Origin of the sequence: Streptomyces acidiscabies (assembly GCF_020010905.1) — a bacterium.
Classification (GTDB): Bacteria; Actinomycetota; Actinomycetes; order Streptomycetales; family Streptomycetaceae; genus Streptomyces; species Streptomyces acidiscabies.
Genome location: NZ_JAGJBY010000001.1, coordinates 4,871,562 through 4,890,066, shown reverse-complemented (window position 1 = coordinate 4,890,066; position 18,505 = coordinate 4,871,562). Strand labels below are relative to the sequence as shown.

The window sequence follows — 18,505 nt, the reverse complement described above, 5'->3', positions numbered from 1 at the left end:
GGCAGGCGGAGCGCACTTGGGCACTCCGCCTGCCGGGCCTCACAGCGAGGTCACTTGAGCCAGGCGTCGACCTTCCCCCGGTTCGCCTCGACCCACTTCTTCGCCGCCGCCTCCGGTGTCATCCGGTCCACCGCGATGTACTTGGCGACGATGTTCTGGTCGTCGTTGGTCCAGGTGAAGTTCTTCACCAGGTCGTAGGCGGGGGACCCGGACTTCTCGAACCGCACGCTGACGATCTTGTCGAGGTCGTACACGGGGTAGTCGCAGGCGATTTTCTCGGCGTTCGCGTCACAACCGGTCTTGTACGCGGGGAGGTTGACCTTCACCAAGGGGACTTCCGTCAGGAACCACTGCGGCTCGTAGAAGTAGCCGATCACCCATTCCTTGTTCTTCTCGGCCTTGCGGTACGCCTGGATGAGCGCGGTCTCGCTGCCCGCGTACACCACCTTGAAGTCCAGCTTGAGGTTCTTCACGAGCGCCTCGTCGTTGGTGACGTACGACGGGTCCCCGTCGAGGAGTTGGCCCTTGCCGCCCGACTCCGAGGTCTTGAAGTTGGCCGCGTACTTGTTGAGGTTCCGCCAGTTGGTGATGTCGGGGTGGGCCTTGGCGAGCCACGGCGGGACGTACCAGCCGATGACGCCCTTGTTGCCGGCGGAGCCCGCCGAGACGGCCGTCTTCTGGCCACCGATGTACTTCGCCTTGAGGTCGTCGTGCCCCCAGTTCTCCAGGACGGCGTCCACCTCACCGGTCCCGAAGCCCTGCCAGGCGATCTCCTCCTTGAGGTCCTTCTGGACGACCTTGCAACCCAAGTCGTTGGCCGCGACGTACGCGACCACCGCCGCGTCGGCCTGGTAGCCGACCCAGGGGTTGACCGCGAGGTTGAAGGTGCCGCACGTGCCGTGGGCGCCCGCAGCGGGCGCCATGTCGCTGACCTTCGCCCAGCCGCACCCGGCGGTGAGGGTGAGGGAGAGCGCCAGCGCGCCGAGGCCGGCTCGCCTGTGAAGTGTCATCGGGTCGTCCTTTGCGCGGCGGCCTGCGTGATCCGGTCGAACATGACGCCGAGCAGCACGATCGCGAGCCCGGCGGCGAGCCCCTTGCCGTACAACTGGCCCTGCGAGAACCCGGCGACGACGTCGTACCCGAGCGCGCCCGCGCCGACCAGGCCGCCGACGACGACCATCGACAGGACGTAGATCAGCCCCTGGTTGGTGGCGAGGGTCAACGCGCCGCGTGCCATGGGGAGTTGAACCTTGGTGACGAGCTGCCAGGTGCCGGCGCCGGCCGAGGTCGCCGCCTCCACGGTGGTCTCCGGGACGTTCCGTACGCCGTCCGCGATGATCTTGATGGCGACGGGGGCGGCGTACACCACGGCGGCGACGATCGCCGTGAACCGGGTCGCGCCGAACAGCGCGAGGAACGGCACCAGGTAGACGAACGGGGGCATGACCTGCGCCGCGTCCAGGGTCGGCCGCAGGACGCGGTCGACCGTGCGGCTGCGGCCCATCCACACGCCGAAGACGATGCCGAGGAGCATCACCATGACGGTGGCGAAGGCGGTCGAGGCGAGCGTCGTCATCGCGTCGGACCACAGGCCCGTACCGATCAGGAGTCCGACGCAGATCGCCGCCGTGATCCCGGCGCGTACGCCGCCGAGGACCGTGCCGATCCCGGCGAGGACAAGGCCGACGAGCCACCACGGGGAGTCGGTGAGGAGGGTCTGGAAGGGGTTGAGGAGGCCGGTGGTGACGGCGTCGCGGAAGCCGTTGGTCAGGCCGGAGAGGTGGTCCTGCGCCCAGGTCGTCGCCGAGTCGGCGGCGCTCGCGATCTTCTCGCCGGTCTGTCCGCTGCCGGGGAACTGCGCGGCCCAGACGTAGACGTGGGAGAGGTAGATCATGACGGCGACGCCCGCCGCGCCGGCCGCGAGGAGGTGGGGGCGCCATTTGAAGGTCGTCCGGCCCCGTTCGGCGGCGGCCGTGGTGACGCGGTCCAGGACGATCGCGAGGACGACGATCGCGAGGCCCGCGTTGAACGCCGTGCCGACGTCGAGGGACTGGAGTGCCTGGACGACGGTCTTGCCGAGGCCGGGCGCGTCGATGAGGGCGGCGATGGTGGCCATGGCGAGCGCGGCCATGATGGTCTGGTTGACGCCCATCACGACCGTGCGGCGGGACATCGGGAGCAGGACCTTGCGCAGGGCCTGTCCCCTGGTCGCGCCGAGGGATTCGGCGGCCTCGACGGTCGTCGCGGGGACCGCGCGGATGGCGTGGGCGGTGATGCGGATCGCGGGCGGGGCCGCGTAGATGAGGGTGGCGATGGTCGCGGAGGCCGGGCCGATCAGGAAGAACAGGGTCAGCGGGGCCAGGTAGACGAAGGTCGGCATCGTCTGCATGAAGTCGAGGAACGGCGTCAGGATCCGGTTCACCCGGTCGGAGACGCCCGCCCACACGCCCAGCGGGATGCCGATCAGCAGGGCGAGGAGGACCGCCGAGAGGGTGAGCGCGAAGGTGTCCATGCTCTCCTGCCACAGGCCTTGCAGCCCGAGGAAGGTGAAGCCGGCCGTCGCGAGGAGCGCGACGCGCCAGTTCCCGAAGGCCCAGGAGACGAGGGCGACGATCCCGACGACCCCGAACCAGCCGATCTGCGGGACGGGCCGGCCGTCCGGCGGCTGGGCGATCAACTCCTGGACGAACACGCCGAGATGGTCGATCGCCGTGCGGATGTCGTTGAAGAAGTACTCGAAGAGCGGGTTGGAGTCGCGGTTCGCGCCGATCGAGTCGTTGACGTCGTTGAACCAGCGGTGCAGGTCGGTGAGATCGGCCGCCGCGAGCGACAGGGTCTGCTTGCCCTTGAGGACGGCGAACAGGAGCAGCCACGCCGCGAGAATGGCCGCCACCAGCCGGGGCCGGGTGATCCTGCTGGCTGACGGTTCGTCAACTACCGGTGGCTCGGCGGACTCTGTGGGTTTCTCCAGGACTGTCGTCATCGCCCGGCCACCACCGCGAGGATCTCCTCGTCCCCGACGATCCCGAGCAACTGCCCGTTCTCGACGACCTTCACGGGCTTCTCGGCGGCGAGCACGGCCCGCGTCGCCTCGCGTACGACGACGTCGGGGCCGAGTTCGGGGCCGTCGAGGGCGTCGTCGTCCCGCGCGGGGCGCATGATCCAGCGCAGGGTGAGGACGTCCCCGCGCGGCACGTCCCGCACGAACTCCTTGACGTAGTCGTCGGCCGGGGCGCCCACGAGTTCGTCGCCGGTGCCGCACTGGACCATCTTGCCGTCGCGCATGATGAGGATGCGGTCGCCGAGTTTGAGGGCCTCGGAGAGGTCGTGGGTGATGAACACCATGGTCTTGCCGACCTCGTGGTGCAGGCGGACGACCTCGCTCTGCATGTCGCGGCGGATGAGGGGGTCGAGCGCGGAGAAGGGTTCGTCGAAGAAGAGGACCTCGGGGTCGCCCGCCAACGCCCGTGCGAGGCCCACGCGTTGCTGCATGCCGCCGGACAACTGGTCGGGGTAGGAGTTCTCGTAGCCGGAGAGGCCGACCAACTCGACGACCTCCAGGGCGCGTTTCATCCGCTCGGCGCGTCCGGCGCCCCGGATCTCCAGGCCGAAGGCGACGTTGTCGACGACCTTGCGGTGCGGGAGGAGGCCGAAGTGCTGGAAGACCATGGAGAACTTGCGGCGGCGCAGCTCGCGCAGCCGGGCGGGGTCGGCGTCGCGGATGTTCTCGCCCTCGAAGACGATCTCGCCCGAGGTGGGTTCGATCAGCCGGGTGAGACAGCGCACCAGGGTGGACTTGCCGGAGCCGGACAGGCCCATGACGACGAAGACCTCGCCCGGGGCCACCTCGAAGCCGACGTCGCGCACGGCGGCCGTACAGCCGGTACGGTCCATGAGTTCACGGCGGCCGAGGCCGCTCAGTTCCTCGGAGCCGGGGACCTTGTCGGCCTTCGGTCCGAACACCTTCCACAGGTCGCGCACGGAGATGACCGGCGTACCGTCCGAGTCCTTGGGTGTGCCGCGCCGCTGGGGCACCTCGGTCTGTGTGGGGAGCACAGTCGGACCTCTTTTCAGGTGTCCCGGCCTCAGCCGCTGAACCAGCGCTGAGGCCGGGGTCGGATGTTCTGCCAGATGTGTTTGGGCTCCCGGTATTCGTCCAGGCCGGTCGGTCCCAACTCCCGGCCCACTCCCGAGCGCCCGAAGCCACCCCATTCCGCTTGCGGCACATAGGGGTGGTAGTCGTTGATCCACACGGTGCCGTGCCGCAGCCGCCGGGCGACCCGCTGGGCCTTCCCCGCGTCCTCGGTCCACACGGCTCCCGCGAGGCCGTACTCCGTGTCGTTCGCGATGCGTACGGCGTCGTCCTCGTCCGTGAACCGCTCCACGGTCAGGACGGGTCCGAAGGACTCCTCGTGCACGACGCGCATGTCCTGCGTGCAGGCGTCCAGGACGGTCGGCGGGTAGTAGAAGCCGTCCGCCAGCGCGGGGTCGGCGGGGCGCTCGCCGCCGCAGCGCAGTACGGCGCCCTCGGCAATGCCGGCCGCGACGTACGCCTCGACCTTCGCGAGGTGCGCTGCGGAGATCAGCGGGCCGGTCTCGGCGGCGGCGTCGAACGGGCCGCCCAGGCGGATGAGTCGGGCCCTGCGGACGACCTCGTCGACGAAGCGGTCGTGCAGGGAGTCCTCGACGATGAGGCGGGCTCCTGCCGAGCAGACCTGGCCGGAGTGGAGGAAGACGGCGGTGAGCGCGAAGTCGACGGCCGCCTCGAAGTCGGCGTCGGCGAAGACCACGTTGGGGTTCTTGCCGCCGAGTTCCAGGGCCGTCTTCTTGACGGTGGCGGCGGCGCTCGCCATCACGCGCTTGCCGGTCTCCACGCCGCCGGTGAAGGAGACGAGGTCGACGTCGGGGTGGTCGGCGAGGGGGGCGCCCGCCTCGGCTCCGGCGCCCAGGACGAGGTTCGCGACGCCCGGCGGGAGGCCGGCCTCTTCGAGGGCCCGCATGAGGAGGATCGCGGTGGAGGGGGTGAGTTCGCTGGGCTTCAGGACGAACGTGTTGCCCGCGACGAGCGCCGGGGCGACCTTCCAACTCGCCTGGAGCAGCGGGTAGTTCCACGGGGTGATCAGTCCGCAGACCCCTACCGGGGCGTACTCGACGCGGCTGATCGCGTCGTCGCGGCCGGTGTCGATGACGCGGCCCGCGGAGGTGCCGGCGAGGCCGCCGTAGTAGCGCAGACAGGAGACGACGTCCGCGATGTCGTACTCGCTCTCCACGAGGCGCTTGCCCGTGTCGAGGGACTCCGCGCGGGCGAATTCCTTCGTGTCGCGCTCGATCAGGTCCGCCGTGCGCAGCAGGACCGCGCCCCGGTCGCGTTCGGGGGTGCGGGGCCAGGGGCCGGTGTCGAAGGCTCGGCGGGCCGCCGCTATCGCCGCTTCCGTGTCCTCGCGGGCCGCCTCCGCGACCGTCGCGACGAGGGTGCCGTCGGCGGGACATCGGATCTCGCGGCGCCCTTCGGCGGCCGAATCCCGCCACTCGCCGTCCACGTACAGGTCTGCCACGCGCCGTGCCCTTCCGGAAGAAAATGCCCCGTATCGAGATTCGTTGCGCATAGTGCATCTGATTGCTTGTGGTGGAACACAGTGACGAACCGACAGAGCGTCGTCAAGGGGTTCGCCGGTGACGATTTCGCCAACGGGGCAGTTGACCCGGTGGCCTTGACCTCCCCCCAGCATCGCCCGACCATGTTGCGTATCGCTCACCGCGTTGTGTCATGCGCATCAACGGAGGCCAGCATGTCCCCTCGTACACGATCCGGCCGTGAGTTCGTGCTCACCCTCTCCTGCCCCGACAGCGTCGGGCTGGTGCACGCCGTGAGCGGGTTCCTCGTCCGCAACTCCGGGAACATCCTGGAGAGTCAGCAGTTCGACGACCGGCTGACCGGGCGGTTCTTCATGCGGGTCCACTTCGATGTGACCGACCCCGCCTGCGAGTTGGAGTCCCTGCGGCTGCGGTTCGGGCCCGTCGCCCAGGCGTACAACATCACCTGGACGCTGCGGGACGCCGCCACGCCGACCCGGACCCTCATCATGGTCTCCAAGTTCGGGCACTGCCTCAACGACCTGCTGTTCAGGGGGCGTTCGGGCGCGCTCAACATCGAGATCCCGGCGATCGTCTCCAACCACCGGGACTTCGAGGGGCTCGCCGAGAGTTACGGGGTGCCCTTCCACCACATCCCGGTCACCAAGGACACCAAGCCCGAGGCCGAGGCGCGGCTGTTGGAGCTGGTGCGTGATCTCGATGTCGATCTCGTGGTACTCGCGCGTTACATGCAGGTCCTGTCGGACGACCTGTGCAAGCAGCTCGAAGGGCGGGCCATCAACATCCACCACTCCTTCCTGCCGAGCTTCAAGGGGGCCCGGCCTTACGACCAGGCGCATCTGCGGGGGGTGAAGCTGGTGGGGGCGACCGCGCACTACGTGACACCCGACCTCGACGAGGGACAGATCATCGAGCAGGACGTGACGCGGGTGGACCACTCGCTGGCGCCGGGGGATCTGGTGACGGTGGGGCGGGACGTGGAGGCGCAGGTGCTGGCGCATGCGGTGAAGTGGCACAGCGAGAGCCGGGTGATGGTGGACGGGAACCGGACGGTGGTGTTCCGGTGAACCGTCGCCCACTACCGCCGGGTTGACGGCTCTCGTATGGTGGAGAGGAAACGCATCGGCGCCCGCCTGATTTGACGCGCGGGCCGGACGGGGGAAGAAGGGTGCGTGCCCGGTGTCGGTCGGGCTCCTCTCCAGCATCGCCGCCGTGTTCTACGGCTGCACTGTCTCGCTCATCGCTCTCACCGCCACGTTCTCCCGCAGCCATGCTCTGCGGCGTGAAGCGCGCAGCACACTCGCCGTGTTGGTGCCGGGGAGCCGGGAGGGTGCCGACAGCTGAAACGGTGGGTGGAGCCGGCAGCCCGGCTCCACCCACCGTCGTATACGGCTAACCCGCCTGCTTCTGCGCGTCCCTGTGGCGGTAGTACTCCGCCTCCGACGCCGGGAGCGGGGTCTTGCCCAGGATCAGGTCCGCCGCCTTCTCAGCGATCATCATGACCGGGGCGTAGATGTTGCCGTTGGTGACGTACGGCATCACCGAGGCGTCGACCACGCGCAGGCCCTCCACGCCGTGGACCCGCATCGACTCGGGGTCGACCACCGACATCTCGTCCGTGCCCATCTTGCAGGTGCAGGACGGGTGGAGGGCCGTCTCGCCCTCCTTGGCGACCCACGCGAGGATCTCCTCGTCGGAGGCGACGGACGGGCCCGGGGAGATCTCGCCGTCGTTGTAGGGGGCCATCGCCGGTTGGCTCAGGAGGTTGCGGGCCACCCGGATCGCCTCCACCCACTCGCGGCGATCCTGTTCCGTGGAGAGGTAGTTGAAGCGCAGGGCGGGGTGGACCCGGGGGTCCTTGGTCTTTATCTTCACCGAGCCGATCGCGTCGGAGTACATGGGGCCCACATGGACCTGGTAGCCGTGCCCCCCGGCCGGTGACGAGCCGTCGTAGCGGACCGCGATCGGGAGGAAGTGGAACATCAGGTTGGGGTAGTCGACGTCGTCGTTGCTGCGCGCGAAGCCCCCCGCCTCGAAGTGGTTCGTGGCGGCGGGACCCTTGCGGAAGAGCCACTGGAGGCCGATGAAGGGGGCCCGCCACTTCGCCATGTACGGCTGCATGGAGACGGGTTGTTTGCAGGCGTACTGGACGTACACCTCCAGGTGGTCCTGGAGGTTCTCGCCGACGCCGGGCAGGTCGTGGACGACGTCGATGCCGAGGGCGCTCAGTTCCTCGGCGTTGCCTATGCCCGAGACCTGGAGGAGCTGCGGGGAGTTGATGGCGCCGCCGCACAGGATGACCTCGCCGGCGCGGACCTGCTGGGCGGCTCCGGGGCCGCGTTCGTACTCGACGCCGACCGCGCGTTTGCCCTCGAAAAGAACCCGGGTGACGAACGCCCGTGTCTTCACGGTGAGGTTGGGGCGTTTGCGGACGGGCTTGAGGTAGGCCTTGGACGCGGACAGGCGCCGCCCGCGGTGCACGTTGCGGTCGAACGCGGCGAAGCCCTCCTGCCGGAATCCGTTGACGTCGGACGTGGGCGCGTACCCGGCCTCCTCGGTGGCTTTGAGGAACGCGCCGAACAACGGGTTGGAGGCGGGCCCGCGTTCGAGGACGAGGGGCCCGTCGTGCCCCCGGAAGGGGTCGTCGGGGTCGGCGGCGAGACAGTTCTCCATGCGCCGGAAGTAGGGCAGGCAGTGCGCGTAGTCCCAGGTCTCCATGCCGGGGTCGGCGGCCCAGCGCTCGTAGTCCATGGGGTTGCCGCGCTGGAAGATCATGCCGTTGATGCTGGAGGAGCCGCCGAGAACCTTGCCGCGCGCGTGGTAGACGCGCCGCCCGCCCATGTGGGGCTCGGGCTCGGACTCGTACTTCCAGTCGTAGAAGCGGCTGCCGATGGGGTAGGTGAGTGCGGCGGGCATGTGGATGAAGACGTCCCAGGGGTGGTCGCTGCGCCCCGCCTCCAGGACCAGGACCCGGTTCGCCGGATTCGCGGAGAGGCGGTTCGCCAGTGCGCTGCCTGCCGAGCCGCCGCCGACGATGACGAAGTCGTAGTGGGGTGTTGCCATGGTGCCTCGTCTCCCTCGCGCCATTGGTACGCCGGGAATGCTAGTGCTGAGCGCGCTATGCGCACCAGGTTGCGGTAAGCGCAACTTGGAACGAGTTTGCTACGGACGTGTTGCTTGCGGTCGCGTTGTTTACCGCGCGTATAGTTTCACTGTGAGCAACTACACGCCTGATACCGAGACGTCCACTTCCCAGGCCGGCGGGGTCCAGTCGGTCGATCGTGCGATCAGCGTCATGGAGATCCTCGCCCAGCGCGGCGAAGCGGGGGTCAGCGAGGTGGCGGCGGAGATCGAGGTTCACAAATCCACCGCGTTCCGCCTGCTCGGCGCGCTGGAGGCGCGCGGACTGGTCGAACAGGCCGGTGAACGCGGCAAGTACCGGCTGGGGTTCGGCATCGTCCGGCTCGCGGGCGCGGTGACCGGACGGATAGACATCACCCAGCAGGCGCGGCCCATCTGCGAGCGGCTCGCCGAGGAGATCGGCGAGACCGTCAACATCGCGGTGCTCCAGGAGCAGTACGCGATCAACCTGTACCAGGTACGGGGTCCCGGAGCCGTCGCCGTACACAACTGGGTCGGCCAGCTCACGCCGTTGCACGCGACGTCCAGCGGCAAGGTGCTGCTCGCGTCGCTCGCGGCGACCGACCGGGCCGCGCTGCTGGCCGAGACCGGGCTCAAGAAGCTCACGCCGCGCACGATCACGGCGAAGACGAAGCTGGAGAAGAACCTCGCCGAGTCGCTGGAGCGCGGCTACGCCTACACGCTGGAGGAGTTGGAGGTCGGGCTGCACGCGATGGCGGCGCCGGTCCGGGGCCGGGACGGCGAGGTGATCGCGGCGCTGAGCGCGTCGGGACCGGCGTACCGCTTCACGGAGAACCGGCTGCACGAGTTCGCGCCGGTGCTGCTGAAGGGGGCGGAGGAGATCAGCCGCCGGATGGGGCATCTGGGCTGAGGCCAGGGGCTGTTGGGTTCACCCCATGGCCCGTTGAGTTCACCTGGGCTCCCCCAGCCGCTCCAGCACCCAGTCGTGGAACTCCCCGATGTGGTGCTCGCTCGGCACCAGCACGCCCCCCTTCGCGTACATCCGCGAGTGCATGCCGGGCTGGGTCCGCTCGCACGCGTCGAAGTCCTGCTGGTTGACGCGGTGGAAGAGTTCCACGGACCGGCTGACGTCCTTGCCGGACTCGACGACGTGCGGCAGGTACAGCCAGTCGCACTCGACGACCGTGCGGTCGGCGGCCATCGGGTACATCCGGTGGAGGATCACGTGGTCGGGCACCAGGTTGATGAACACCTGCGGTTTGACGGTGATCGCGTAGTACCGCCGGTCCTGGTCCTCGGCGACCCCGGGGATGCGGTCGAGCCCCTCGGAGCCGTCGACGGTGAACCCCTGGACGTCGTCACCGAACTCGGCGCCGTGCCCGACGTAGTACTGGGCGGCGTACCCGTCGGCGAACTCCGGGAGCACCTCGGTCAGTTCGGGGTGGATCGTCGCGCAGTGGTAGCACTCCATGAAGTTCTCGATGATGAGCTTCCAGTTGGCCTTGACGTCGTACACGATCCGCTTGCCGAGCGACAGGTTCGCCATGTCGTAGTGGTCGATGGACTCGGTGTCCCCGAGTCTCTCGACGACCGCGCCCATCACGTCGTCCTCGAAGGACGGCGGGTTCTCGGCGAGGCACACCCACACATAGCCGAGCCACTCGCGCACGTGCACGCTCACGAGGCCGTACTCGGTCCGCCCGACGTCGGGCATCTTCGTGAGGTTGGGCGCGGCGACGAGCTTGCCGGTGAGGTCGTACGTCCAGGCGTGGTACGGGCATTGGAACGCGCGCTTGACCTCGCCGGCCTCCTCCGTGCACAGCTTGGCGCCGCGGTGCCGACAGACGTTGAAGTAGGCGCGGACCGAGTTGTCGCGGGCGCGGGTGACGAGGATGGACTCTCGGCCCACGTCGACGGTGCGGAACGCCCCCGGTTTGGGGAGGTCCGCCGCGCGCACGGCGCAGAACCACATGGTCTCGAAGATGCGCTCCTGCTCCTGCGCGAAGATCCCGGGATCGGTGTAGGAGGAGCCGGGGAGGGTGGCGATGAGGCTGTCCGGCAGGCCGGTCGAGGTCACGGGGCACTCCTCGGGTTGCGTCGGGGGAAAGTCGTTCAGGCGGCGGCGAGTTGCTTGCGCCAGCGGGTGAACAGGCGGGGCTGGTTCATCCCGAGGACGGCGACGGGTGTCTCCCCGCGCCGGTAGACGGCGAGGACGTCGCGCGCGTCGGCGCTGCCCGCCTCGACGGTGACACGGTCGGCACCGGCCGCGTGTCCGGCGAACTGGATGCGTACGCCGTACTGGTCGGACCAGAAGTACGGGGGGCGCGGGGTCCCCGGCGGCGCGGCGCCGTCCCCCGCGAGCAGCGCCGCGACGGCGGCGGCCGGGCGTTCCAGCGCGCCGGTCCAGTGCTCCACGCGCCGGTGGCCGCCCGTGCGCGGGTCGTACCAGTTCGCGCAGTCGCCGACCGCGACCACGCCGGGTACGCCGGTCCGGCCGTCGGCGCCGCACTTGACGCCGTTGTCGAGCGGGACGCCCGAGCCGGCGAGCCACTCCACGCAGGGCCGGGCGCCCACGCCGACGACGACGATGTCGGCGGGAAGTGTGCGCCCGTCCTCCAACAGCACGGCGTCCACGCGGCGTTCGCCGCTGAGCCCCTTGACGCCGACCCCGCACAGGAGCCGTACGCCGTGGTCGGTGTGGAGGCCGGAGACGACCGCGCCCATGTCGGCGCCGAGGGGTCCGGCGAGCGGTGTGGGGGCGGCCTCGACGACGGTCGCATCCAGGCCGAGTGCCTGCGCGGTGGAGGCGACCTCGGCGCCGATGAAGCCGCCGCCGATCACCACGAGCCGTCCACCGGCGGCGAGTTCGGCCTTGAGGGCGCGGGCGTCGTCGAGGGTACGGAGGGTGTGCACCCCGGCGAGGTTCTCGGAGCCGGGGAGGGTGCGGGCGGCGGCGCCGGTGGCGACGACGAAGCCGTCCGCGCTGATCCGGCGGCCGTCCGCGAGCCTCAACTCGCGGGCGCCCGCGTCGAGTCCGGCGGCGCGGGTCCCGAGCAGCCATTCGGCGCCGAGGTCCTCGTCGTCCGTCTCCAGGGCGAGTTCGGCCTCGCCGTACGTGCCGGCGAGGAACTCCTTGGAGAGCGGGGGCCGGTCGTAGGGGCGGTGGATCTCGTCGCCCACGACGATCAGCCGGCCGTCGTACCCCTGGGCGCGCAGGGCGCGGGCCGCCGAGAGCCCGGCCAGCGACGCGCCGATCACGGCGACCGTTCTCACGCGGTCTCCCTCGCGAGCCGGGACGCCATGCAGGGCGGCAGGTTGGGGGCCTCGGTGGACACCTTCACGTGGATCATGCCGTCCTCGACGACCACCTCGTGGGTACGGACCGGGAGTTTGGCGGGCGGGGAGTCCACCGCGCCGGTCCTCAGGTCGAACTTCGAGGCGTGCAGCGGGCATTCCACCTCGCAGCCCTCCAGCCAGCCGTCCGCGAGTGAGGCGTCCTGGTGGGTGCAGGTGTCGTCGATGGCGAAGACCTCGCCGTCGTCGGTGTGGAACACCGAGACGGGCGGGTCGATGTCGAGCCGATATGCCTCGCCTCGCGGCAGGTCCGCGAGACGGCACGCGGGAATCATCATGACACCTCGGTGCGTATAGCGAAACGGATTGCGGTAAGCGCAACGCCAGTGTGGAGCCGCCCCGAACCGTTGTCAAGGAGTCCAAAGACGGGGTTTCCCGGACAGCCGGACGCGCCCGCCCCACCCGCGTGAGCAGGTGGAACAGGCGCGTCCGGCAATAGATTTGACAGATCGTCAGAACACGACAACCGACCGGAGAACGTCCCCCTGACGCATCCGGTCGAACGCCTTCTCCACCTCGTCGAGCTGAATCGTCTCGGTGACGAACGCGTCGAGCGGCAGCCGCCCCTGGAGATAGAGGTCGATCAGCATCGGGAAGTCCCGGGACGGCAGACAGTCCCCGTACCAGGACGATTTGAGCGAGCCGCCCCGCCCGAACACGTCCAGCAACGGGAGTTCGAGCTTCATCTCGGGCGTGGGCACGCCGACGAGGACGACCGTCCCGGCCAAGTCCCGTCCGTAGAAAGCCTGTTTGTACGTCTCCGGCCTGCCGACCGCCTCGATCACCACGTCCGCACCGAAGCCGCCGGTCAGCTCCTGGATCGCCGTGACCGCGTCCGTGCCACGGGAGTTGACCGTGTGGGTGGCGCCCAGTTTCGCCGCCGTCTCCAGCTTGGCGTCGTCGATGTCGACGGCGATGACCTTCGCCGCGCCCGCGAGCGAGGCCCCGACGACGGCCGCCGCGCCGACGCCGCCGCAGCCGATGACGGCGACCGTGTCACCGCGTCCGACGTTCCCGGTGTTGATGGCGGCGCCGATCCCGGCCATCACGCCGCAGCCCAGGAGCCCGGCGGCGGCCGGGGAGGCGGCGCGGTCGACCTTGGTGCACTGGCCGGCGGCGACGAGGGTCTTCTCGGCGAAGGCGCCGATGCCGAGGGCCGGGGCGAGTTCGGTGCCGTCGAGGAGGGTCATCTTCTGCTCGGCGTTGTGGGTGTTGAAGCAGTACTGCGGGCGCCCGCGCAGACAGGCCCGGCAATTCCCGCACACGGCACGCCAGTTGAGGATCACGAAGTCGCCGGGAGCGACGTCCGTGACCCCCTCCCCGACCGCCTCGACGACGCCCGCCGCCTCGTGCCCGAGGAGGAAGGGGAACTCGTCGTTGATGCCGCCCTCGCGGTAGTGCAGGTCGGTGTGGCAGACCCCGCACGCCTCGACCTTCACCAGGGCCTCCCCCGGGCCCGGGTCCGGCACGACGATCGTCTCCAGGGAGACGGGGGCGCCCTTTCCTCGCGCGACGACAGCACGGACCTGGTGAGCCATGGCCACTCCCGAGTTCGACGTTGCTCATTGCGGTACGCATCTCAAGTTACGCAACACAGCATCGGGGAGTGGCCGGGCGCGGTCAAGAAGCGGGACTCAGTGCGTGGTCGTCATCTCCCGAGCCGGGAGACGCGGGCGCCCGCCTCGGCGACGGTCCGGCGCAGCCAGATGTGCGCGGGGTCGCGCTCGTGCCGGGAGTGCCACCACAGGGACTCCACCAGGCGGCCGGGGCCGAAGGGGAGGTCCACGGTGGTCAGTCCGTGACCGGGCGGGAAGAGGGCGATCGCGCGGCCGGGGAGCACGGCGAGGCGGTCGGTGCCGGCGATCAGGTGGGAGACGGGGAGGAAGTTCTCCACGGCGATCTCGACGCGGGGCTCGATGCCGTGGACGCGCAGCCGGTGGACCAGGGAGAAATTCAGCCACGGGAAGTGGAACGGGACCACCCAGGGGCGGGCGGACAGCTCCTCGACCGTCGGGGGTCCGGCGGCGACGGAGTGCGCGGAGGCGACGCAGGCCCACTCGTCCTCGTACAGCTCGATCGCCGAGGCGTCCGCGAGCAGGCCCTGCGGCAGGATCACGCCGTCGACCTCGCCGAGGCGGTGCGCCACGTGGTTGATCAGGTCCGGGGTGTTCGCCTGGAACCGCAGCCGTACGCCGGGGGCCCGCTCGCTCACCAGCGCGGCCAGCTCCCGGCCCAGCGTCGCCACGTGCACGTCGGCGCCGACCAGCGTGAACTCGCGCCGCGTGTGGGCGGGGTCGAAGCCGGAGCGGGGCCGGAAGACGCGGTCCGCCGAGGACAGGGCCGTCATCACCTGTTCCGTGAGCTGTTCCGCCAGCGGGGTCAGCTCGTAGGTGTTGCCCACCCGGGTGAGCAGTTCGTCGCCGAAGTGCCGTCGCAGGCGCGCGAGCGAGGCGCTCACCGTCGGCTGACTGAGGCCCAGCCGCGCCGCCGCCTTCGTCACGCTGCGTTCCCGCAGGAGCGCGTCCAACGGCACGAGAAGGTTCAGGTCCAGGGCCACGAGGTCGTGCCTCCGCAGGGTGTCGGGCCGGGTCCCGGGCGAGCCTAGATCACCTGGGTAAAGCGGAGTTCCGGTCCTGGGCACCCCGCGTCAAACCTCGGCAAAACCGGTTGTCACCGGAACCTGCGGCCACCGGCCTTCCCCGTCAGTAGAGTTCGGGCATGCCCGCGCGAGACGAACTCCTCATCGACCTGATCGACCACACCGAGAGGGAGGGCGCCGGCCCGCGACTCACCGTGATCACCCACGGCGTCGTCCTCACCGGCCGCCTCACCACCCACCGCACCTGGGCCGTCTCCGTCGCCGACCTCCTCGACGACGACAGCGCACCGGACGAACACTTCGGCGAGGCGTTCCGCCGCGAGGCCGCCGAACCCCTCGCCCACCCGCCGGTGTTCCTGCATCTGCACGGCTGCCGGCTGATCTCCGGGGCGAGCAGCTTGCCTGCGGCGGTGGGCGAATATTTCCGGGTGCCGTTGGATTCGGTGACGGCTTGGAGTGTGCGGTGAGGTGGAGTGGGCGCCTGGCTGGGCGAGGCGTCCGGGGGTGGGATCATGAACGGGTCGTTACTACATAGCTGTAGAGGAGATGTCGGGTGTTCGAGGGGCTGAAGAACCTCAAGGGGCTCAAGGACAAGGTCGAGGACCTCGCCGGGGAGCACGGGGACAAGATCTCCGCCGGGCTGGAGAAGGCGGGGGACTTCATCGACGACAGGACCGGCGGGAAGCACGGCGACAAGATCGACACGGCGGTCGACAAGGCGCAGGAGTACATCGGGAAGCTGGGCGAGAAGAAGGACTGACGGTCCGTCAGCATGGCGCCCCCACCGGGTTGTTGGCGGTGGGGGCGTTGCGGGTTCAGGCGGGGGTGTCGCTGTCCAGGATCTTCGCGAGGGTCTCCAGTGTGGGGTGGATCTCGCGCTGGAGGCGGGGCACGTCGAGGCCGTCGTCGCCGACGACCGTGAGCAGGGCGCGGTCGTTGACCGCGAGGACGACGATGTGCCGGTCGGCGCTGCGGGTGGTGACGTCCCGCAGGCCGGTGCCGCCAGCCTCCTGGGCCATGCGGCGGGCCAGGCTGTAGCTCGCGGCGGTGAGCGCGGCCACGGACTCCGCGTGCACGGCGTCGACGTCGGCGGCGACCAGGAGGCCGTCGACGGTGGAGATCACCGTCTCGCTGACACCCATCACCCCTTCACGCAGCGCGGCGAGCACCTCGACGAGCGGTTCGGACTGGTGGACTTCGGACATCGGCGATCCCTGCTGGTGAGCGGACGAGCGGGCGTGCGGGGAGTGAGAGCCTGTGTCACATCCCTGGTCGGATCAGCGCGCGTCGTCTGGTGCGTGCGATCGCAAGGCGCCGGAGCGCCCGCGTGGCGGAGTCACGTGGGCGTTTCGGCAACGCGGCGAGCGTGCGTGCCAGGCGGCGGGCGCCCGGCCGGGGATGTGACACAGGCTCTCAGGGCAAAGAGGCGAGACGGTCGCGTACCCGGTGGAGGAGGGACGTGTCAGGCTGGTGCTCCTCAAGGTCCGTGGGGACGGGGCGGCCGGCCGATGTGCCGGGGCGGCGTACGGGGAGTGGCGGCGGGATGTCGGCGGGCTGGTCGAGCCTGCGTCGCCGGGCGAGCGTGAGGTAGCGCTGTCGGGACTTCCTGCGCCGGCGCGGGTTCACACGGTATCCGATCGGTGGGGGTGGTGTGTTCCCGGTGTGCGCGTCGGGAGCGGGGTGCTCCGGGCCGGGGGGCGGGATGCGTCGGCGCGTGCTCCCGGGACGCGAAGTGCCGTGCTGGGGCGGCCCGTTGGCGTCACGTCGGGGTGGATCAGGCCCAGCGTGCGCAGGTGGGCGAGGTCCATCATCACCGCGTACGTGCCCCGGCCGAGGGTGAAGGCGAGGTCGCGCGGGGTGCGGCGGCCGTTCACCGCGTCCAGGAGTGCCGTGTGGCGGGCGCCGAGGACTTCGGGGCGGGGCGTGTCCGTCGTACGGAGTCTGGTGCGGGCCAACTCGCTGGGGGAGCCCCAGAGTTCGGTGAGGGCGGTGAGGCGGCGGGTGGTCTCGGCGGCGACGAGGTGCGGGGCGAAGGCGCGGGCGGCGACGACTCCGGGGGCGGGGTCGCGGACCTCCCAGACGGCGCCGGGGCCCAGGGCCAGCGCGAAGGCGCCGTCGAACAGGGCTGCCGTGCACGCGACTTCGAACTCCTGCGGGGTCAACACGCCGCGTTCCTTGAGCTGTTGGGCGAGGTCGCCGTGCGCCGCGCGGGCCGCCGCCCAGGAACTGTCGTCCACGCGGCCCGACTTGAGGAGGATCGACTCCGCGCTCGGGGCGCCGGGGGTGTCGACGGCGACGACCAGTCCGGCGTGTACGTGAATCGTGCCACCAGGGGTGCCCGAGACGGTGACCGCCGCGTCGCGGCCCTCGTCGTGCAACGCGGCCAGCAGGGCGGGGAGGTTGCGCGGGGTCGCCGCGGAGGTCATGCGGTCACCTCTGCCGCGTACAGGCCCAAGTGGTGCAGGACCAGGGCGAGATTGGCCTGGCCGCGCTCCAGTGCGGCCGTCAGGAGCAGGGGGTCGCCCTGGCGCGGTACGGTCGCCACGACCAGCTGGCGGTTGGCGCCCGTGATGACGATGCTCTCCAACTCCCCTTGCGCGCCAGCCGCGTTGAGGCCGCTCTCGACGGACGCGGCGAGGCGGCTGCACTCGACGGGGTCCGAGCCGCCCTCCCCCGCGTCGCCGTACGTCAGTCCCGTGACCGCGTCGATGAGCGAGACACCTGTGACGCCCGGTAGATCCAGGAGGCGACTCAGGGAGGCTTCGACTGATGACAACGGGACTCCCCTTCACTTTTGCTTCACATCACAACTGAAGGCACAGTAGTTTAATCCGAAAGGTTCAGGACAGGGCGTCCGTCGCTCATTTTCTGACCCATCGTCACATCGCCGTACCGCACAGAGTGAACAGAGCGAAGGGCAGCACATGAACATCGAGACAGCGCTCAAGGAAGCGATGACGATCGACGGCGCCCTGGGTGTCGCTCTCGTGGACTACGAGAGCGGAATGTCGCTCGGCGTCCTCGGCGGCGGCCCCGGTCTCGACCTGGAGGTCGCCGCCGCCGGCAACACGGAGGTCGTCCGCGCCAAGACCCGCACCCTCGAACTCCTCGGCATGGAGGACGCGGTCGAGGACATCCTCATCACCCTCGGCGCCCAGTACCACCTGATCCGCCCCCTAGGCAGCAGCAGCGGCACCCTGTTCCTGTACCTGGCGCTGGACCGGGGCCGGGGAAACCTGGCGCTGGCGCGGCATGCACTGAAGCGGATCGAGAAGGACCTGGAGATCTAGTCCTTCCGGATCCGCCTCAACTCGGCGTCACAGGACCGGCGTTCCACTCCCGGGGCAGCGGCGCGTCGCAGAAGACGCACACGAAGTCCCCTTCGCGCACGACGTTCACCTCCCGGCAGGCGACGCACCGCCGGAAGACCACCTCGTGCGTGAACCCGCCGGGGTGTCCAAGCCCGGCCCGCTCCAGGGAACGCGCGACCGCGTCCCAGGACGTGACGTCCGGGCAGTAGCCGGTGGACAGGTTGGTGATCTCGGCCACCGTCCACCGGCCCGCATCCCGGTCGAACGTGATCTCTCCCGCGCCGAGCACCGGTTCCCCGGACGCGCACACGACGTGTTCACTGCGCCGGGGCGCCAGGCGCAGCCGCGTCTGCCGGTCGACCACGTAGGTGAACGGCGCCGCCAGGTCCTCCGGAGACTGGGCCGAGGCCCAACTCTCCATGTCGGACGGCGTGTTGATGCAGGCGCCGCCGCTTTCCGGGTGTGCGAGGGCGGTCAGTTCGGCGGGGCCCGTGTAGGCGTACATCACCTCGATCGCGCCGCCGCCGGAAAACACGGCGAGGGC

General features: G+C 70.0%; 21 protein-coding genes. 6 read left to right on the top strand and 15 right to left on the bottom strand.

From position 1 onward, the window contains the following. Positions 1 to 50: 50 nt before the first annotated feature. From J8M50_RS22430 to J8M50_RS22415, 4 genes are read right to left on the bottom strand one after another with little or no spacing between them, the layout of a single operon-like run. Positions 51 to 1,010 carry an ABC transporter substrate-binding protein gene (locus J8M50_RS22430; protein ID WP_010356171.1) on the bottom strand — a complete coding sequence of 320 codons (960 nt, stop codon included), beginning with the start codon at positions 1,008 to 1,010 and terminating at the stop codon, positions 51 to 53. After that, the gene (locus tag J8M50_RS22425) at positions 1,007 to 2,983 is read right to left on the bottom strand and encodes an ABC transporter permease (RefSeq protein ID WP_029184189.1); all 1,977 of its coding nucleotides are present in this window, start codon (positions 2,981 to 2,983) and stop codon (positions 1,007 to 1,009) included. The genes J8M50_RS22430 and J8M50_RS22425 overlap by 4 nt, the downstream gene beginning before the upstream one ends. Further along, positions 2,980 to 4,056: a quaternary amine ABC transporter ATP-binding protein gene (locus J8M50_RS22420; protein ID WP_010356173.1), complete on the bottom strand. Its 1,077-nt coding sequence runs from the start codon at positions 4,054 to 4,056 to the stop codon at positions 2,980 to 2,982. Before J8M50_RS22420 ends, J8M50_RS22425 begins: the two co-directional genes overlap by 4 nt. Before the next feature lie 29 nt (positions 4,057 to 4,085). After that, positions 4,086 to 5,555, bottom strand: coding sequence for an aldehyde dehydrogenase family protein (locus tag J8M50_RS22415; protein WP_010356174.1), 1,470 nt, complete (start codon positions 5,553 to 5,555; stop codon positions 4,086 to 4,088). A gap of 234 nt (positions 5,556 to 5,789) precedes the next feature. On the opposite strand from J8M50_RS22415, the gene purU reads away from it, so the two are divergent. Both purU and J8M50_RS22405 read left to right on the top strand, forming a co-directional pair. Continuing rightward, positions 5,790 to 6,662: a formyltetrahydrofolate deformylase gene (gene purU, locus J8M50_RS22410; protein WP_029184190.1), complete on the top strand. Its 873-nt coding sequence runs from the start codon at positions 5,790 to 5,792 to the stop codon at positions 6,660 to 6,662. A 112-nt stretch (positions 6,663 to 6,774) separates the two neighbouring features. Then, complete coding sequence (locus tag J8M50_RS22405) at positions 6,775 to 6,939, top strand: hypothetical protein (protein WP_010356176.1); 165 nt, start codon at positions 6,775 to 6,777, stop codon at positions 6,937 to 6,939. A gap of 48 nt (positions 6,940 to 6,987) precedes the next feature. Here J8M50_RS22405 and betA read toward each other — a convergent pair whose 3' ends face one another. Further along, the gene (betA, locus tag J8M50_RS22400; protein WP_010356177.1) at positions 6,988 to 8,658 is read right to left on the bottom strand and encodes a choline dehydrogenase; all 1,671 of its coding nucleotides are present in this window, start codon (positions 8,656 to 8,658) and stop codon (positions 6,988 to 6,990) included. A gap of 151 nt (positions 8,659 to 8,809) precedes the next feature. On the opposite strand from betA, the gene J8M50_RS22395 reads away from it, so the two are divergent. Beyond that, a complete protein-coding gene (locus tag J8M50_RS22395) occupies positions 8,810 to 9,607 on the top strand; it encodes an IclR family transcriptional regulator (RefSeq protein ID WP_010356178.1) in 798 nt (265 codons plus the stop codon). Positions 9,608 to 9,646: 39 nt separating this feature from the next. Here the strand turns inward: J8M50_RS22395 and J8M50_RS22390 are convergent, their stop codons facing one another. From J8M50_RS22390 to J8M50_RS22370, 5 genes are all read right to left on the bottom strand, one after another. Continuing rightward, the gene (locus J8M50_RS22390; RefSeq protein ID WP_010356180.1) at positions 9,647 to 10,774 is read right to left on the bottom strand and encodes an aromatic ring-hydroxylating oxygenase subunit alpha; all 1,128 of its coding nucleotides are present in this window, start codon (positions 10,772 to 10,774) and stop codon (positions 9,647 to 9,649) included. A 35-nt stretch (positions 10,775 to 10,809) separates the two neighbouring features. Further along, positions 10,810 to 11,970: an NAD(P)/FAD-dependent oxidoreductase gene (locus tag J8M50_RS22385; protein ID WP_010356182.1), complete on the bottom strand. Its 1,161-nt coding sequence runs from the start codon at positions 11,968 to 11,970 to the stop codon at positions 10,810 to 10,812. Next, positions 11,967 to 12,329: a bifunctional 3-phenylpropionate/cinnamic acid dioxygenase ferredoxin subunit gene (locus J8M50_RS22380; protein WP_010356184.1), complete on the bottom strand. Its 363-nt coding sequence runs from the start codon at positions 12,327 to 12,329 to the stop codon at positions 11,967 to 11,969. The genes J8M50_RS22385 and J8M50_RS22380 overlap by 4 nt, the downstream gene beginning before the upstream one ends. 174 nt (positions 12,330 to 12,503) lie before the next feature. After that, entirely contained in the window at positions 12,504 to 13,589 is a 1,086-nt protein-coding gene (locus J8M50_RS22375) for an S-(hydroxymethyl)mycothiol dehydrogenase (RefSeq protein ID WP_010356185.1), read from the bottom strand. Between the two features lie 110 nt (positions 13,590 to 13,699). After that, positions 13,700 to 14,608, bottom strand: a complete 909-nt coding sequence (locus J8M50_RS22370) for a LysR family transcriptional regulator (RefSeq protein WP_010356186.1) — start codon at positions 14,606 to 14,608, stop codon at positions 13,700 to 13,702. A gap of 161 nt (positions 14,609 to 14,769) precedes the next feature. Between J8M50_RS22370 and J8M50_RS22365 the strand changes: the two genes are divergently transcribed. Beyond that, the gene (locus tag J8M50_RS22365) at positions 14,770 to 15,117 is read left to right on the top strand and encodes a GvpU-like protein (RefSeq protein ID WP_010356187.1); all 348 of its coding nucleotides are present in this window, start codon (positions 14,770 to 14,772) and stop codon (positions 15,115 to 15,117) included. 86 nt (positions 15,118 to 15,203) lie between these two features. Next, positions 15,204 to 15,410, top strand: coding sequence for an antitoxin (locus J8M50_RS22360; protein ID WP_010356188.1), 207 nt, complete (start codon positions 15,204 to 15,206; stop codon positions 15,408 to 15,410). Between the two features lie 55 nt (positions 15,411 to 15,465). Here the strand turns inward: J8M50_RS22360 and J8M50_RS22355 are convergent, their stop codons facing one another. From J8M50_RS22355 to J8M50_RS22340, 4 genes are all read right to left on the bottom strand, one after another. Beyond that, positions 15,466 to 15,855: a roadblock/LC7 domain-containing protein gene (locus J8M50_RS22355; RefSeq protein WP_010356189.1), complete on the bottom strand. Its 390-nt coding sequence runs from the start codon at positions 15,853 to 15,855 to the stop codon at positions 15,466 to 15,468. 208 nt (positions 15,856 to 16,063) lie between these two features. After that, positions 16,064 to 16,276: a hypothetical protein gene (locus J8M50_RS22350; RefSeq protein ID WP_075736913.1), complete on the bottom strand. Its 213-nt coding sequence runs from the start codon at positions 16,274 to 16,276 to the stop codon at positions 16,064 to 16,066. Further along, positions 16,273 to 17,076: a hypothetical protein gene (locus J8M50_RS22345; protein ID WP_010356190.1), complete on the bottom strand. Its 804-nt coding sequence runs from the start codon at positions 17,074 to 17,076 to the stop codon at positions 16,273 to 16,275. The genes J8M50_RS22350 and J8M50_RS22345 overlap by 4 nt, the downstream gene beginning before the upstream one ends. After that, entirely contained in the window at positions 17,073 to 17,426 is a 354-nt protein-coding gene (locus J8M50_RS22340; protein ID WP_010356192.1) for a roadblock/LC7 domain-containing protein, read from the bottom strand. The genes J8M50_RS22345 and J8M50_RS22340 overlap by 4 nt, the downstream gene beginning before the upstream one ends. A gap of 148 nt (positions 17,427 to 17,574) precedes the next feature. Between J8M50_RS22340 and J8M50_RS22335 the strand changes: the two genes are divergently transcribed. Continuing rightward, a complete protein-coding gene (locus J8M50_RS22335; RefSeq protein WP_010356193.1) occupies positions 17,575 to 17,940 on the top strand; it encodes a hypothetical protein in 366 nt (121 codons plus the stop codon). A 16-nt stretch (positions 17,941 to 17,956) separates the two neighbouring features. Here the strand turns inward: J8M50_RS22335 and J8M50_RS22330 are convergent, their stop codons facing one another. Continuing rightward, positions 17,957 to 18,496, bottom strand: coding sequence for a hypothetical protein (locus tag J8M50_RS22330; RefSeq protein WP_010356194.1), 540 nt, complete (start codon positions 18,494 to 18,496; stop codon positions 17,957 to 17,959). Between the last annotated feature and the right edge of the window lie 9 nt (positions 18,497 to 18,505).

Excerpts from the sequence above, each read along its gene's own strand:
- J8M50_RS22425 (WP_029184189.1), bottom strand. The coding sequence starts at position 2,983 with ATGACGACAGTCCTGGAGAAACCCACAGAGTCCGCCGAGCCACCGGTA.
- J8M50_RS22365 (WP_010356187.1), top strand. The coding sequence starts at position 14,770 with ATGCCCGCGCGAGACGAACTCCTCATCGACCTGATCGACCACACCGAG.
- J8M50_RS22375 (WP_010356185.1), bottom strand. The coding sequence starts at position 13,589 with ATGGCTCACCAGGTCCGTGCTGTCGTCGCGCGAGGAAAGGGCGCCCCC.
- J8M50_RS22380 (WP_010356184.1), bottom strand. The coding sequence starts at position 12,329 with ATGATGATTCCCGCGTGCCGTCTCGCGGACCTGCCGCGAGGCGAGGCA.
- betA (WP_010356177.1), bottom strand. The coding sequence starts at position 8,658 with ATGGCAACACCCCACTACGACTTCGTCATCGTCGGCGGCGGCTCGGCA.
- J8M50_RS22345 (WP_010356190.1), bottom strand. The coding sequence starts at position 17,076 with ATGACCTCCGCGGCGACCCCGCGCAACCTCCCCGCCCTGCTGGCCGCG.
- J8M50_RS22430 (WP_010356171.1), bottom strand. The coding sequence starts at position 1,010 with ATGACACTTCACAGGCGAGCCGGCCTCGGCGCGCTGGCGCTCTCCCTC.
- J8M50_RS22335 (WP_010356193.1), top strand. The coding sequence starts at position 17,575 with ATGAACATCGAGACAGCGCTCAAGGAAGCGATGACGATCGACGGCGCC.
- J8M50_RS22355 (WP_010356189.1), bottom strand. The coding sequence starts at position 15,855 with ATGTCCGAAGTCCACCAGTCCGAACCGCTCGTCGAGGTGCTCGCCGCG.
- purU (WP_029184190.1), top strand. The coding sequence starts at position 5,790 with ATGTCCCCTCGTACACGATCCGGCCGTGAGTTCGTGCTCACCCTCTCC.